The sequence below is a fragment of the Nostoc sp. 'Peltigera membranacea cyanobiont' 210A genome (assembly GCF_002246015.1).
GTDB lineage: Bacteria > Cyanobacteriota > Cyanobacteriia > Cyanobacteriales > Nostocaceae > Nostoc.
This window is the reverse complement of record NZ_NOLJ01000022.1, coordinates 1-14,183: the sequence shown is the minus strand read 5'-3', so window position 1 is coordinate 14,183 and position 14,183 is coordinate 1. Positions and strand designations below refer to the sequence as shown.

At 42.7% G+C, this 14,183-nt stretch carries 12 protein-coding genes and 2 rRNA genes; 5 read left to right on the top strand and 9 right to left on the bottom strand.

Features of this window, described 5'->3' with window-relative positions; genetic code table 11:
* Positions 1-35: 35 nt before the first annotated feature.
* Complete coding sequence (locus tag CDG76_RS35575) at positions 36-956, bottom strand: MFS transporter (RefSeq protein WP_094353509.1); 921 nt, start codon at positions 954-956, stop codon at positions 36-38.
* A 177-nt stretch (positions 957-1,133) separates the two neighbouring features.
* Here CDG76_RS35575 and CDG76_RS35570 point away from each other — a divergent pair, with 177 nt between their 5' ends.
* Positions 1,134-1,991, top strand: coding sequence for a sulfite exporter TauE/SafE family protein (locus tag CDG76_RS35570; RefSeq protein WP_094353508.1), 858 nt, complete (start codon positions 1,134-1,136; stop codon positions 1,989-1,991).
* Positions 1,992-2,226: 235 nt separating this feature from the next.
* On the opposite strand, the gene CDG76_RS35565 is transcribed toward CDG76_RS35570, so the two are convergent.
* The gene (locus CDG76_RS35565) at positions 2,227-2,682 is read right to left on the bottom strand and encodes a pentapeptide repeat-containing protein (RefSeq protein WP_094353507.1); all 456 of its coding nucleotides are present in this window, start codon (positions 2,680-2,682) and stop codon (positions 2,227-2,229) included.
* Between the two features lie 306 nt (positions 2,683-2,988).
* Positions 2,989-3,852 carry an alpha/beta fold hydrolase gene (locus CDG76_RS35560; protein ID WP_094353512.1) on the bottom strand — a complete coding sequence of 288 codons (864 nt, stop codon included), beginning with the start codon at positions 3,850-3,852 and terminating at the stop codon, positions 2,989-2,991.
* 205 nt (positions 3,853-4,057) lie between these two features.
* Here CDG76_RS35560 and CDG76_RS35555 point away from each other — a divergent pair, with 205 nt between their 5' ends.
* The 3 genes from CDG76_RS35555 to CDG76_RS35545 are packed head-to-tail and all read left to right on the top strand — an operon-like array spanning position 4,058 to position 6,511.
* Entirely contained in the window at positions 4,058-4,876 is an 819-nt protein-coding gene (locus CDG76_RS35555; protein WP_094353506.1) for a DUF1206 domain-containing protein, read from the top strand.
* A gap of 33 nt (positions 4,877-4,909) precedes the next feature.
* The gene (locus CDG76_RS35550) at positions 4,910-6,064 is read left to right on the top strand and encodes a glycoside hydrolase family 10 protein (RefSeq protein WP_094353511.1); all 1,155 of its coding nucleotides are present in this window, start codon (positions 4,910-4,912) and stop codon (positions 6,062-6,064) included.
* Between the two features lie 12 nt (positions 6,065-6,076).
* Complete coding sequence (locus tag CDG76_RS35545; protein WP_094353505.1) at positions 6,077-6,511, top strand: DUF2358 domain-containing protein; 435 nt, start codon at positions 6,077-6,079, stop codon at positions 6,509-6,511.
* Positions 6,512-6,676: 165 nt separating this feature from the next.
* Here the strand turns inward: CDG76_RS35545 and CDG76_RS35540 are convergent, their stop codons facing one another.
* Positions 6,677-6,949: a hypothetical protein gene (locus CDG76_RS35540; protein WP_223265542.1), complete on the bottom strand. Its 273-nt coding sequence runs from the start codon at positions 6,947-6,949 to the stop codon at positions 6,677-6,679.
* Between the two features lie 483 nt (positions 6,950-7,432).
* Here CDG76_RS35540 and CDG76_RS35535 point away from each other — a divergent pair, with 483 nt between their 5' ends.
* Positions 7,433-7,894 (top strand): hypothetical protein, encoded by a 462-nt coding sequence (locus tag CDG76_RS35535; protein WP_094353504.1) that lies wholly within the window; start codon positions 7,433-7,435, stop codon positions 7,892-7,894.
* 122 nt (positions 7,895-8,016) lie between these two features.
* On the opposite strand, the gene CDG76_RS35530 is transcribed toward CDG76_RS35535, so the two are convergent.
* The 5 genes from CDG76_RS35530 to CDG76_RS35515 form a co-directional block, all read right to left on the bottom strand.
* Positions 8,017-8,826 carry a prohibitin family protein gene (locus CDG76_RS35530; RefSeq protein WP_094353503.1) on the bottom strand — a complete coding sequence of 270 codons (810 nt, stop codon included), beginning with the start codon at positions 8,824-8,826 and terminating at the stop codon, positions 8,017-8,019.
* Positions 8,827-8,919: 93 nt separating this feature from the next.
* Positions 8,920-9,063 carry a hypothetical protein gene (locus CDG76_RS38025; protein WP_190241093.1) on the bottom strand — a complete coding sequence of 48 codons (144 nt, stop codon included), beginning with the start codon at positions 9,061-9,063 and terminating at the stop codon, positions 8,920-8,922.
* A gap of 191 nt (positions 9,064-9,254) precedes the next feature.
* Positions 9,255-10,532, bottom strand: a complete 1,278-nt coding sequence (locus CDG76_RS35525) for a hypothetical protein (RefSeq protein WP_094353502.1) — start codon at positions 10,530-10,532, stop codon at positions 9,255-9,257.
* Between the two features lie 312 nt (positions 10,533-10,844).
* Positions 10,845-10,962 (bottom strand): 5S ribosomal RNA (gene rrf / locus CDG76_RS35520).
* Positions 10,963-11,087: 125 nt separating this feature from the next.
* Positions 11,088-13,985, bottom strand: a 23S ribosomal RNA gene (locus CDG76_RS35515).
* Positions 13,986-14,183: the final 198 nt, after the last annotated feature.

The following is a 14,183-nucleotide window of genomic DNA, read 5'->3' as shown; positions in this document are numbered from 1 at the left end:
AACTATCACCCAATCAAGGTTTGAGGCTTTATTTTCTAATATAAATTCAAAAATCTAGCTAAAACCTGAAAACCGAAGTCTCGTAAGCCTTGCAGCGATTGCTTTTCCCAAGACTGATGGAAGAGCGATAACTGAGCCACAATAATACAAGCAGACATATAAACTGTGTCACTTGTCCCTTTACCCTGTGCCAATTCTTGACCAACTAGCGGTAACATAGCAGCATTGGCAAAGTGAAACAGAACGACTGCAATAGTAAAGAATAAGATTTGGCGATCGCTTAATAATTGCAATATGCCTTCAGATGGCTGCTGATGTTTTTCATTATCCTCCTCTTGGCCTTCTTCGCCCTCTTCACCATCTCCACGCGCTAATTCGTGGTCAATCTCTCTTTCACGAATCATCCTCACTGAAATAATACTGCCCACAGCCATAGCTGCAACCAGGAAAAATATTGCCTTGCGTGCAATAAAGTAACCTGCTAAACCAGCGAGAGTTGCAGCTAGCAGATTACCTGCATGGTTAAATGTTTCATTACGACCTACCCGCCTATCTAATCTCTCATGTCCTACGAGTCCCAGAGTAATAGCAGTAATCGCAGGTGGGAAAATTGCAGCAGCAATCCCAATCATAATCTGAGAGCCAATGACAACAGGCAAATTGGGGAACAAGCCCATAGCAATACAGCCGATAGAAACAAACACAGCCGCCAGTACAATCAACATCCGTTTTTGACGTAGCCTGTCAACCAATGCACCAGCTGGTGTTTGGGCAATAACTGTGGCAATTGTCGAAACTGACATTGCCATGCCAATCTGGGCTGGGTTCCAATTTGCTGAAGCTTTCAGGTAAATACTCAGATATGGCCCAACACCATCACGTACATCTGCGAGAAACACATTCAAGTAATCAAGCGATCGCAAACTCTTCTTACTCGATCTTCGCTGTTGTTGCATAAGTCTTTAGTGATATTTTGTCAGCTATGGAGAGGTCAAAATACTCTTATGCAAAAATCGTGCCAAATCAATGGGCAATTTCGCCAACGGGAGCCGATTCAGGCGAAAAAGTGAAAGATTACCTGATAAATCCTGATATATATAGCTTTAACGAGAAAAGCACCTAACAGTAAATTAATGAAAAAGAATAACTTGTCTGCGCTGGAGCCTACAACTACAAGCTTGCAAGTTCGTCGTTTCCGATTATCCTTTCTCTACGCCGTGCCGATTGGGGTATTAGGCGGGCTGATTGGCTTAGGGGGTGCAGAGTTTCGCCTGCCAGTCCTTGCTGGCACATTGAACTATTCAGTGCGGCAGGCTGTACCTTTGAATCTAGCTGTCAGCTTGATTACGATCGCTGCTTCCCTGACAATTCGGGGCAGTACGCTTTCTTTTGGTCAAGTTATTCCATTACTTCCTGTGGTTTTCTCGTTGATAGCTGGAGCGGTGATCACAGCCTTTTTCGGAGCAGCGATCGCGGGAAGGCTCTCAAACGAACAGCTTGAGCGTATCATCTTAGTGCTATTAGTAGTGATTGGCATTGCCCTAATAGTTGAGGGTTTTCTACCTCAACAAATACCAGCTCTTTTACCACCTGCTTTAAGTTGGCGTATTCCAGCAGGTATTTTATTTGGTCTAGCAATTGGGCTAGTAAGCAGTTTACTTGGGGTTGCAGGGGGTGAAGTGATCATCCCAACACTTGTTTTTGCTTTTGGTGCAGATATTAAAACAGCAGGTACAGCCAGTCTTATAGTTAGCTTACCAACTGTACTGGTAGGGGTTATCAGATATGCTAGTAGAGGTGCATTTGCAGATCGTACAGTTTTGGGCAATACTATAGCGCCTATGGGAGTTGGCTCGGTAATTGGAGCCATAATTGGAGGAATGCTTGTCGGTATTGTTCCACCAAGGATACTAAAGGTAACACTAGGGATAATTTTGAATATCTCCGCGTTTCGGGTCTTTCACAAAGTAAAGTCCTCTGACGGAAAATAACAAAGCTTTTCAGATTTTGATTGCACTTTTTTGTGTGGATATTAGCGCGATCGCAAAAAGAAATCCCCTCTGCTTTTGCCATAGTAAAGTGATTACAATGCAGAGGGGTTTCATTTATTTTAATATTTTTGTAGAGGCAGGTTTTAAGGATAATTCTGGCAAAAAACTAGTTTATTTGATTTCAAACCCGCCAAAACCTATGTTGTATTGTTTTAACCTGTGTACTCAGTTGAGTCTATTTCCAATCGGGAATTTCAGCGTCTTCTCCACCAATCCCGATTCCAGTGTTAAATATTTCCGCATCAGTAAGATTTAGATCGTTCATTGATGCTTGATACACATTAGAATCGTGAATCGTAGCACGAGTAAAATTTACTCCGTTGAGATTAACTTGCTTCAAATTGACATTGGTTACATAAGCAGATGTTAGGTTAGCACCTGCCAAGTTTGCACCAGTTAAGTCAGCACCTTCGAGGTTAGCTCCTACAAGGTTAGCTCCTTGGAGCTTCGAGCCTCTCAAGTCAGCACCAATTAGATGAGCGCCACTAAGATTAGCTCCTGATAGTTCGCACTTAACACATTCCCCAGTTGAAAGCAGCTTTTGTAAATCCTGTGGATTCTCGGCTCTAACCGAGCTAGCGAAAAATAGGGGTGTTGCTAAGGCCATGGCCGCTAATAGCTGGAGTTTCATAAATTTTCCCCCTTAATAATCGAGTTGCGTCCGTTCTGTCCCTCACAGCTCTATTATCTCACTAAACTTCGTGAGGTCAATGTATCTTGTGACAATCTATCTTTTGACAAGTTAATTGCGATCTGAAACACCGATAAAAGTGATGTCAAAAATGCCATTAATTTCGATTTTTTGGCGATTTTTACCAAAAACTACTGAAAAAATGCCAGTATTAAATCACTATTAAATCTTATTAAAAGTAAAAACTGGTGCTACTTGCTATAGCTAGTTAGAGAAGTATTTATACTTATCAATTGATGGTTTAGATTAAGTCCTCAGAAATTCTCGCATATACTGATTAACCAATTCCGGCTGTTCTTGCTGCACCCAATGACCACAATTAGGAATGTATTTGATTTGAAAATCTCTGACATAAGCTGCGGTGTCGTAGGTTAGTTCCTTGCCAAGTGCGGTGTCATTTTCTCCCCAAATCATCAGTGTTGGCACTTCCAGAATGCCCCAATTTGGATTTAGCATTCTCTGCTGAAAAACATTGCGGTAGTAGTTCAACATTGCTGTGAGAGCACTGCGTTTTGCAGCAGCATCTTTATATGCGTCAATATCCACTTTAGTGAAAGCACTTTTGTTAACTGCTGTACCTTTGAAAATTGTTTCAATTGCTTGGTAGTCTGAAAATTGTAAGAATAATTCTGGTATCCAAGGTAGTTGAAAGAGAAAAATATAGTAACTTCGCTGCAACTGTTGGGGAGTGCGTAACCCTTGGGCAAATTTGGCAGGATGAGGCAGGTTAAGAATAATTAATTGTTCTAACATTTCGGGGTGAGTGTATGCAAAATTCCAAGCGATCGCACCACCCCAATCATGTCCAACTAATACACATTTTTGGTATCCTAATCCTTTAATTACTCCCTCAACATCTTTGATAAACTCATCCATTACATAAGCGGATTGCTCATCTGGTTTATCACTATCGTTGTAGCCACGCAAGTCAAGAGCGACGACTTTAAAATTTTGGGCAAATTCTGGTATTTGATGCCGCCAAGAGTACCAAAACTCAGGAAACCCATGCAACATCAACATTAAAGGGCCTTCACCTTGGGTAACGTAGTGTAGTTTTACCCCATTGGTAGTTAGATATTCGTGTTTCCAAGACATTTCTATTAAAGACATAATTACTCCAGACTTAGCATTAAAAAACACAAAATAATAATGTACTTAGCAACTGTAATATTATTTTGATCGGCCACACATCTATTGAAAGACATTATTCCGATAGTGATTTTTTGCAAAAACATTAGACAATTTGCCTTGGGGTAGATGTGAATTGTGGGTAAATTTTGGTAAAAGGTAGATATAATAATTTTCTCCAACTACCATGACACAACAGTTGACAAACCATGCTTCATTGTGGGTTGAGCGACTGGGACGATTTGGCTATGTTTCCAAGGGAGTAGTTTACGGTATAGTTGGACTACTGGCAGCACAGGCGGCTTTTGGTAGGGGTGGTAAAACAACTGATACCCAAGGCGCTCTCCAAACAATCGTCAACCAGCCATTTGGTAAATTTTTGCTGGCTTTAGTTGCAATTGGCTTGATTGGATACGTAATCTGGCGTTTTGTACAGGCAATTAAAGACCCAGAAAATAAAGGTAATGATGCCAAAGGTTTGGCAGTGCGAATTGGTTACGCAGTTAATGGCTTGATTTATGCAAGTTTAGCCTTAAGTGCTGTGAAAATCGTTACGGGTACAGGCAGCGGAAAAAATAGTAGTGATTCTACTGAAGATTCGACAGCACGTTTGCTTTCTCAACCCTTTGGTGAATGGTTAGTTGGAACTGTGGGGGCGTTTGTAATTGCTCTAGGTTTCTATCAGTTTTATCAAGCTTTTAGTGGCAAATTTCGTAAAGAACTCAATTTAACTGAGTTAAGCAACACAGAAGCCCAATGGGTAATGAGGATTTCCAGATTTGGTTTAGCGGCACGAGGTATAGTATTTTGTATTATCGGTTGGTTTTTAATTGAAGCTGCAAGGCAATCGGACGCAGCTACCGCAGAAGGTTTGGATGAAGTATTACAGACGCTAGCCCAACAGCCTAATGGAGCATGGCTTTTGGGTATTGTGGCACTAGGTTTAGTTGCCTATGGGATTTACACAATAATACAGGCGCGGTATCGTCGGCTAGTCAATGTTTAGATGGTGCAGTGCCAAGAATTTCAATTTATAGAAATGGCAATAATAGAAACCCGTGGTATCTGGCTGACTACTACTGATAGTAAAGTTCTCAGATCGAAGGAACGCATTGCCGAGGCGATGGATTTCCTGGCCGAGATGGGATTTAATGTGGTGTTTCCAGTTGTTTGGAATAAGGCAGTAACTTTATATCCTAGCCAAATAATGCAGCAGACCTTTGGAATCGAAATTGACCCTATGTCTGTAGGCCGTGACCCTTTAGAAGAGGTGGTAGTTGAGGCGCGGCGAGTTGGGTTAAAAGTTATTCCTTGGTTTGAATATGGTTTTGCCAGTTCCTACAATTTGAATGGTGGTGTACTTTTACAGAAAAAACCGGAATGGGCTGCGCGTGATTGTAACGGCAACTTACTGAAGAAAAACGGCTTTGAGTGGTTGAATGCCCTCGATGCACAGGTGCAAGAATTCTTGTTGAGCTTGGTGCTGGAAGTTGTAAAGAATTATGATGTGGATGGTGTTCAAGGAGACGATCGCTTGCCAGCATTACCCTCTGAAGGTGGCTATGATGAGGTAACTGTCACCCGCTATCGCCAGGAATTCGATCGCAATCCACCACATAACCCCAAAGATAGGCAATGGTTACAGTGGCGTGCAGATATTCTGACTGAGTTTTTGGCGCGTCTCTACCGGGAGGTGAAAGCGGTAAATCCTAATTTATTAGTTGCGGTCGCACCTAATATCTATGATTGGGCATTCCAGGAATATCTGCAAGACTCGCCCGCATGGCTGAAGCGGGGGATAGTTGATATGATTCAGCCGCAGATTTATCGCCGTGACTTTAGGAGTTATCAGGCGATCGCTGAGAAACTTGTAAACCAGCAGTTCACAGATGCGATACTGCCCAAGTTAGCACCAGGAATACTGATGAAGCTTGGCTCTTACTGTATTAGTCCAGAATATTTGGTGCAGGCAATTGAATACAATCGTCAAATTGGCATTCAAGGAGAGGTATTCTTTTTTTACGAAGGTTTGCGCGAGAATAACAATACTCTTGCTAAAGTTTTGCGCAATGGGCCTTATGCTAAGTCTGCATCATTTCCCACTCTATTAGATTTGAGTGCAGATGGCGTGAGTCACAAGAAGACATCTTCAATTTGGTCAGGAGTGGAAAATTTGTTAAAAAAGATTTTTTAAGGGAAAAGCTGCGTGGAATATCAATTGCCAGTGGAAAAGGTAATTAAGACTTTAAAAGAGGATTTACCAAAACTTTTTGAAAAAGATATCTCATATCACATCTATACACAGGATATCTATTTTAAAGATCCGGTGAATACATTCAAATACAAATTTAATTATCGCATTATATTTTGGACTTTACGATTTCACGCTCGGCTATTTTTTACCCAAATTCACTTTGATGTACATGAGGTTTATCAGTCAGCCGAAGACACGATTTTAGCAAAGTGGACGGTGCGGGGAGTGTTGCGCGTTCCCTGGAAAGCAGGGTTGCTTTTTAATGGCTATTCAACATATAAACTCAATCAAGATAATTTGATATATGAGCATATCGACACCTGGGATAGAAAGCCAGGGGAGATTTTACGGCAGTTTTGGCAAAGGCAAGGAGGAGGTACAGCTTAACCTAACCTCGATAAAGCTGTACTTTATTAGTAATGGCTAGCCTGACTTACAGTCCTGTCGGAGCATATTATTAGTATTATTTTCAAAGGTTAAGGGGTGAATTCTACCTTTTACCCTTAACCCAAAAGTATTTAAATGGAGCCAAAAAATTATTTTTGAGACCTATTACGAACCTTGCAAAAGCTCATTAATTGAACTTATGCTTTGTTTTATTTGCTCTGTCAGAGAAGTTCTTAATAAGTCAAGGTTTACGGCAGAAAAATTGAGTAATCCCAAAGCATATAATAGGCTCGAAATCCCAATAATTAAAGCCAGAAATCTCCCAAAAAAACCGGGATTGATTTCAATAAAAGCTAATTTAGATTGCCCGATCACAGCAATCGTTATAAAAACAATTCCTGCTATTAAAAAGGTGCTATTTGAAGTTAAATCTGTCATTTTTCGATTAAGATGCCTCAGCATTTTTATTGTAGCTATTATTAGTTAAAATTTCTGCCCTTGCTAGATGCAAAAACATAAAAATTTTGCAACTCAACATCCACCCACCCTAACTTAATGAAGCTCTGGCGATCGCAGTATCGGTGTTGGAACTCATCGTGTGCTATGATCTACGAAGAGGTATTTTGATTTTAAAACTTATTAAGCGACAAATAACGTTAATTGTCTCAAGTGTGTATAAATTTTTCTGTTTTGCTCAGATACCGAAATAAAACCCAGATTCTGCAAGAAGCGAACTAACTGATATGTCTCTGGATAGAAATCAGATATTGTTAAGTAGCTGATTTAAACCTCAATTTTGCTGAAACTATTCTGTGGTAAAACTTTCAGCATCAAAAAGCCAAAATGTTATCACTCGTGTACTAGACGTTAATTTAATTTATATATTAAACTACACTAAGACGATAGGAATAGTGGGTTTTTATGGAAAGCGTCCAAAACGTTAGTCAAGAGTTGAATGTAACAGGAGACACAGGAATAGATCAGTTACAACAGTCTACTCCAGTAGAATTCAAAAAAGACATTTTCAAAAAACTCAGAGGTGGATTTTTTCTGGTACTGGGATATTTGTTGTCACCACTATGTTGGTGGAATGACCTACTATTTAATTTGCCCATAGCTTATGGTTTTGGGTATGCATGTAGTTTACTTTCCCCAAAATTACTTCTACCTTGCTCAATTATCGGATACTGGCTCTCTAATATTGTGGGAATTCTCTTGATGCAATTCGGTTCTAAGGACATTTTTCAAAAAGAACCTCAAGAGCATAACCTTAAAAAAGAATTGTTCACAGGTCTAATTTCTTCAACAGTTTATACCCTGTTGATTATGCTATTGATCCAGTTGAAGATTCTTGATTCTCCCATTTTATTCTCCAACAGTTAATTTAGTTTATCACTTTTCTACAAAGGAATCGATAGTATGGCCGCACCTCTATACGTCCATACTATTTCAAAAAATCGGGGTTTTGAGTCTCTGGATGGAGAGTAAATCAGCGAACAAGAAGATCAATTCTCATCAAATTTTAAAAATTCACTTAAATTCAACAATTTTGGAGCCTCTTTACTTACAATTAATGGCAGCTTACCATTCCATTTTTCTATTGCTTGCCTTTGCAGAATTTCTGGAGTTAAACCATCACGTAATAATCTGTGCGTCTCAGCCTCTCCTTTGGCTAAATTCACTTTTGCTTCAGCCTCTTTTGTTGCTTTCAATGCGATAAATTCTGCTCGTTTTGCTTCTTGTTCAGCAACCTGCTTCGCCTCCACCGCCTCACCAAATCGTTCTGAAAAATGGACATGAACTAGAGAAATATCATCAACTGCAACGTGATAGCTAAGTAGTCGTGTGGACAAGGCATCATCTACTCCACTTTTGACTTCTCCTCGTTTAGTAATAATTTCTTCAGCAGTATACTTTGCTATTACAGCTTTGAGTACTTCTTCAACGGCTGGGTTAATAATCCGAATAACTACATTTTGTTCATCTCCAATTTCTTGAAAAATGGCATTTGCTTCCAGGGGAATAATATGCCAATTTAGAGCTACATCGGCGAAAACATTTTGTAAATCTTTGGAAGAAGCCTCAGCAGAAATTTCCTGTTTTTGGACTCTAATACTCAACTTTTTCACAGTATTCACTACAGGAATAATTAAGTGAAGTCCTTCTCCTAATATCTGGTTTTGTACTTCGCCAAATTTCATTAATACACCACGTTCTCCTGCATTTACAATCACACAAGGCGTGAGGAAGAGAGTTATCAAAAACAAAAGAGCGGTAAATTTACCGGCACTGTTAAAAGTTGTAATTTTTATCATCTGTGTGAACCATGTATGCATCTTGCATAGAGACACATATTTAGGAGTTATGGGCTTCTTCCCGTCATGATTTTAGCTCGACTTGATCCAAAATTAAGAACATTCTCGACTCAATAGCAACTGCCCATTATTCAGCCGATATACACCAGTAGGTTCGATAATCGGATCGCCTTTCTTCCAGGGACGGGATGTAGTTTCGACACCTCTCACCTCACCAGTTGTGTAGGTAGAAACCAAAACACCAGGACGATTAGTGGTTAAAGCACCGGAACCTGTAATAGTAAAAGAGTTTTCTTGTCGCTTTGTGCCGCGTGAAATGCAACTATTGGCTATGAGTGCGTTGGCGTCGATGACTGGAGGTAATTCGGTGAAGCTATTTTGGATAGAACTGGTATTAGGTACGTTAATGTTGATCGTACCTGAAACACCTAATTCGGAACTGGCAGTAATATCGCTTTTTTCAGTTGGCTTTGGACGCGCTTCGATACCGAAGATACCTTGCGAGTTAATTTCGACATTTCCACCGCGCCCTTGAAAGGCGTTGGAGCCGCGCTATTTAATCCATTACTGCCTATACCATCAAAAACAACTGTATCACGAGCATCAATGCTCACATTACCTGCATCTCCTTGTCCAAGGATGCTAGTAGTCAAAAAAGCACCATTTGTAACAGACAGTAATCCTGTGGTGATGTTAATACCACCTGCTTTGGCTACCGTTCCTGCTCCTGATATGCTGAAAGCCGCACTGTTTGCTCCATCAAAATGTACTGTATCGCTAGCATTAATGGTTACATTACCAGCATCTCCCTGACCAAAACTGCTGGCACTCAATTGTGACCCGTTGTTCACAGAGAGCTTTCTAGTGTTGATGTTTATCGTACCTGCTTTCCCCACTCCTCTAGCATCTACAAGAGCAAAGGCTTGGCTTCCCATATCAAAGAAGGCTATATCACTGGCGTTGATATTCACATTGCCTGCATCTCCTCGTCCACTAGTAATGGCTAATATTCTTGCATTATTAGTGACAAAAATTGACCCAGTAGTGATATTGATGCCACCAGCTTTACCTACCGCTCCCGATCCTGATATGCTGAAAGCCACACTGTCTGCTCCATCAAAATGTACTGTATCGCTAGCATTAATGCTTACATTACCAGCATCTCCCCGTCCAAAAGTGCTAGCACTCAGTTGTGAACCATTTTTCACAGACAGCGACCTGGCATTAATGTTGACATTGCCGCTTTTTCCTATTCCTTCAGTTGTCGTTAGGCTATAAGCGTAGCTTTTTTGATCAAAAGAGACACTATCGCGTGCATTGATATTAATAATCCCTGCATTTCCTCGTCCACTAGTACTAGCAGACATGTATGTATTATTGCTCAAAGATACTAACCCAGCTTTAATAGAAATATTGCCAGCATTCCCGACTGCTTCATTTCCAATTCCGCTATAAGCATTAGCCCCATCAAATAAAACATTTTCACGAGCATCTATAATGATATTTCCCGCATTCCCTTGTCCTAAATTTGAGTGTCCCTGAAAGTTGCCTATAACTTGAGAGGACTCAGAAGCAAGTGTGTTGTCGGGTACGATATTACTTTGCTGTGCCTGGGTTTTAGCAGTCAAGATACTGACAATTAACCAGCCCAGTAACCCTGCCAGTCCAAACTGCAAACACTTGTGTAATCCGTATTTTCTCGTCATAAGACGCGCTTTCAGATTATTTTAGTATCTAATAAAGCTACACCTTTGGACGATAAACAAGCGAATATTCGTTAATTATGCAGTTTTCTGCAATGAGGCGATGTCTGACAAAGACTGGACGGCGATAAAATAAATATGTCCTAAGCTTAGTGTTTTTATAGTTCGCCAAAGTTACGATAAACTGTTAGTGCGATCGCTCTACAAAAATCAATTTGAATAAGTTATTAATTGCATAGTTTTTTTGTCACACAACCATAACAAAAAGCCCCAGGCTGTGGAGCGTGGGGCTTTTGGTATTGTATGAATTAAAAAACCTGGCATCGAGCTATTTTTGCGTAGGGCTACCCCTAAACTATCGTTGCCGCAGCAGCGTTTCACCTCTGAGTTCGGGAAGGGTTCAGTGTGGTTCCACCGCGCAATAGACACCAGGAAAAGCCTGGGGGAATTCAAAATTCAAAATTCAAAATGAAGAAAAAAGAATTTTAACTTTGAAGTTTCAAAACCCTGAAGACTGCAAGTAACACGAATTAGCAATTAATAAACCAAAAGAGTTTTGAGGTCAAGCCCTCGGTCTGTTAGCACGGCTCGGCTACATACATTACTGCACTTCCACCTACCGCCTATTAACCTGTGTTCTTCAGGTGACCTTACCCACTTAAAGTGGTGAGAGCACTCATCTTGAGGTGGGCTTCCCACTTAGATGCTTTCAGCGGTTATCCGCTCCGCACTTGGCTACCCAGCGTTTACCGTTGGCACGATAACTGGTACACCAGCGGTGCGTTCCTCCCGGTCCTCTCGTACTAAGGAGGACTCCTCTCAATGCTCTTACGCCTGCACCGGATATGGACCGAACTGTCTCACGACGTTCTGAACCCAGCTCACGTACCGCTTTAATGGGCGAACAGCCCAACCCTTGGGACGTACTTCCGCCCCAGGTTGCGATGAGCCGACATCGAGGTGCCAAACCTCCCCGTCGATGTGGACTCTTGGGGGAGATCAGCCTGTTATCCCTAGAGTAACTTTTATCCGTTGAGCGACGGCCATTCCACTCTGCGCCGTCGGATCACTAAGGCCTACTTTCGTACCTGCTCGACTTGTCAGTCTTGCAGTCAAGCTCCCTTTATGCCTTTACACTCGCCGCACGGTTTCCAAGCGTGCTGAGGGAACCTTTGCGCGCCTCCGTTACCTTTTAGGAGGCGACCGCCCCAGTCAAACTGCCCACCTGAAACTGTTCCCTGACCAGATAATGGTCATGGGTTAGAATTCTAGCTTCGCCAGAGTGGTATCTCACCGTTGGCTCCATACTCCCCACAAGGAATACTTCATCGCCTCCCACCTATCCTGCGCAAGCCAAGCCCGAACACAATTCCAGGCTACAGTAAAGCTTCATAGGGTCTTTCTGTCCAGGTGCAGGCAGTCCGTATCTTCACAGACATTCCTATTTCGCCGAGTCTCTCTCTGAGACACCATCCAGATCGTTACGCCTTTCGTGCGGGTCGGAACTTACCCGACAAGGAATTTCGCTACCTTAGGACCGTTATAGTTACGGCCGCCGTTCACCGGGGCTTCGGTCGCTAGCTTCAAGGTTGCCCCCTGACCAACTTCCTTAACCTTCCGGCACTGGGCAGGCGTCAGCCCCCATACTGCGTCGATTTGACTTTGCGGAGACCTGTGTTTTTGGTAAACAGTCGCCTGGATCTCTTCACTGCGACCCACTTCTTACGGTGGGCACCCCTTCTTCCGAAGTTACGGGGCCATTTTGCCGAGTTCCTTAGAGAGAGTTATCTCGCGCCCCTTGGTATTCTCAACCTCCCTACCTGTGTCGGTTTCGGGTACAGGTAACTGTAAGTTAACGTGTTTAGAGCTTTTCTTGGAAGCTAGACTATGCCACTTCCCCACCGTAGTGGGTCGTACTCACGCCTCAACTCGAAACGTTTTCGCCGTCTCTCAACATCTTGACGCTTGAACCGGTAACCAACATCCGGCTGACACTTATCTTCTCCGTCCCTCTGCACAACCTACAATCAGTACGGGAATTTTAACCCGTTGTCCATCGACTACGCCGTTCGGCCTCGCCTTAGGTCCTGACTAACCCTCCGGGGACGAACCTGGCGGAGGAAACCTTAGGGTTTCGGGGTATTGGATTCTCACCAATATTTGCGCTACTCAAGCCGACATTCTCACTTCCGTTTCGTCCACAGCTGCTTGCCGCTACTGCTTCTACCTACGACGGAACGCTCCCCTACCGATTAATCGTTAATTATTAATCCCACAGCTTCGGTACATCGCTTAGCCCCGTTCATTTTCGGCGCGAGAGCGCTTGACTAGTGAGCTATTACGCACTCTTTCAAGGGTGGCTGCTTCTAGGCAAACCTCCTAGTTGTCTGTGCACTCTCACCTCCTTTATCACTTAGCGATGATTTGGGGACCTTAGCTGGTGGTCTGGGCTGTTTCCCTCTTGACAATGAAGCTTATCCCCCACTGTCTCACTGGCAATGTGTGCTCTGGGTATTCAGAGTTTGTCTCGATTTGGTACCGGTCTCCCAGCCCGCACCGAAACAGTGCTTTACCCCCCAGATATAATCATTACCGCTGCGCCTAAACACATTTCGGGGAGAACCAGCTAGCTCCTGGTTCGATTGGCATTTCACCCCTAACCACAACTCATCCGCTGATTTTTCAACATCAGTCGGTGCGGACCTCCACTTGGTGTTACCCAAGCTTCATCCTGGCCATGGTTAGATCACCAGGGTTCGGGTCTATAAACACTGATAATATTCGCCCTTTTCAGACTCGGTTTCCCTTTGGCTCCAGCATTCTCGCTTTAACCTACCAGTGCCTATAAGTCGCCGGCTCATTCTTCAACAGGCACGCGGTCAGACTTTAAATAGTCCTCCCACTGCTTGTAAGCTAACGGTTTCATGTTCTATTTCACTCCCCTTCCGGGGTTCTTTTCACCTTTCCCTCGCGGTACTGGTTCACTATCGGTCACACAGTAGTATTTAGCCTTACGAGGTGGTCCTCGCTGATTCACATGGGATTCCTCGTGCCCCATGCTACTCGGGATTCAGCTACTATCCTTGAGTTTTCAACTACAGGACTTTCACCTTCTTTGGTGCAGTATTTAGCTGCTTCGTTTAACCGCCAGATTCGATATTGCTGTCCCACTACCCCAAAAGGTAAACCCTTTGGTTTAGGCTCTTCCCCTTTCGCTCACCACTACTGAGGGAATCTCTGTTTTGATTTCTCTTCCTCCAGCTACTAAGATGTTTCAATTCGCTGGGTTGGCTCTCTCCTGCCTATATATTCAGCAGGTAGTATATAGGGTTGCCCCATTCGGAAATCTCCGGCTCAATGTTTGCTTCCAACTCCCCGGAGCATATCGTCGGTAACCACGTCCTTCATCGCCTCTGTGTGCCTAGGTATCCACCGTTAGCCCTTATTCGCTTGACCACTCAAATTTTTGGTCTTTTAACAAATGCATTCACAATCACTTATAGTTAGTTCTGCTTACTTCGTCACTTCCTACTGATTTCACTCAGCACTCAGCACTGGGCACTCAGAACTAAATAATGTCTGTGTCTGCCTGCTTTTTTCGCGTTACTATGCAGTTTTCAAGGTTCTGGCTGAGATCATACTCAGCAGTCTGAC

Bases quoted from the DNA above. Each gene is read 5' to 3' on its own strand.
- CDG76_RS35575 (WP_094353509.1), bottom strand. From the start codon at position 956: ATGCAACAACAGCGAAGATCGAGTAAGAAGAGTTTGCGATCGCTTGAT.
- CDG76_RS35570 (WP_094353508.1), top strand. From the start codon at position 1,134: ATGAAAAAGAATAACTTGTCTGCGCTGGAGCCTACAACTACAAGCTTG.
- CDG76_RS35565 (WP_094353507.1), bottom strand. From the start codon at position 2,682: ATGAAACTCCAGCTATTAGCGGCCATGGCCTTAGCAACACCCCTATTT.
- CDG76_RS35560 (WP_094353512.1), bottom strand. From the start codon at position 3,852: ATGTCTTTAATAGAAATGTCTTGGAAACACGAATATCTAACTACCAAT.
- CDG76_RS35555 (WP_094353506.1), top strand. From the start codon at position 4,058: ATGACACAACAGTTGACAAACCATGCTTCATTGTGGGTTGAGCGACTG.
- CDG76_RS35550 (WP_094353511.1), top strand. From the start codon at position 4,910: ATGGCAATAATAGAAACCCGTGGTATCTGGCTGACTACTACTGATAGT.
- CDG76_RS35540 (WP_223265542.1), bottom strand. From the start codon at position 6,949: ATGACAGATTTAACTTCAAATAGCACCTTTTTAATAGCAGGAATTGTT.
- CDG76_RS35535 (WP_094353504.1), top strand. From the start codon at position 7,433: ATGGAAAGCGTCCAAAACGTTAGTCAAGAGTTGAATGTAACAGGAGAC.
- CDG76_RS35530 (WP_094353503.1), bottom strand. From the start codon at position 8,826: ATGATAAAAATTACAACTTTTAACAGTGCCGGTAAATTTACCGCTCTT.
- CDG76_RS35525 (WP_094353502.1), bottom strand. From the start codon at position 10,532: ATGACGAGAAAATACGGATTACACAAGTGTTTGCAGTTTGGACTGGCA.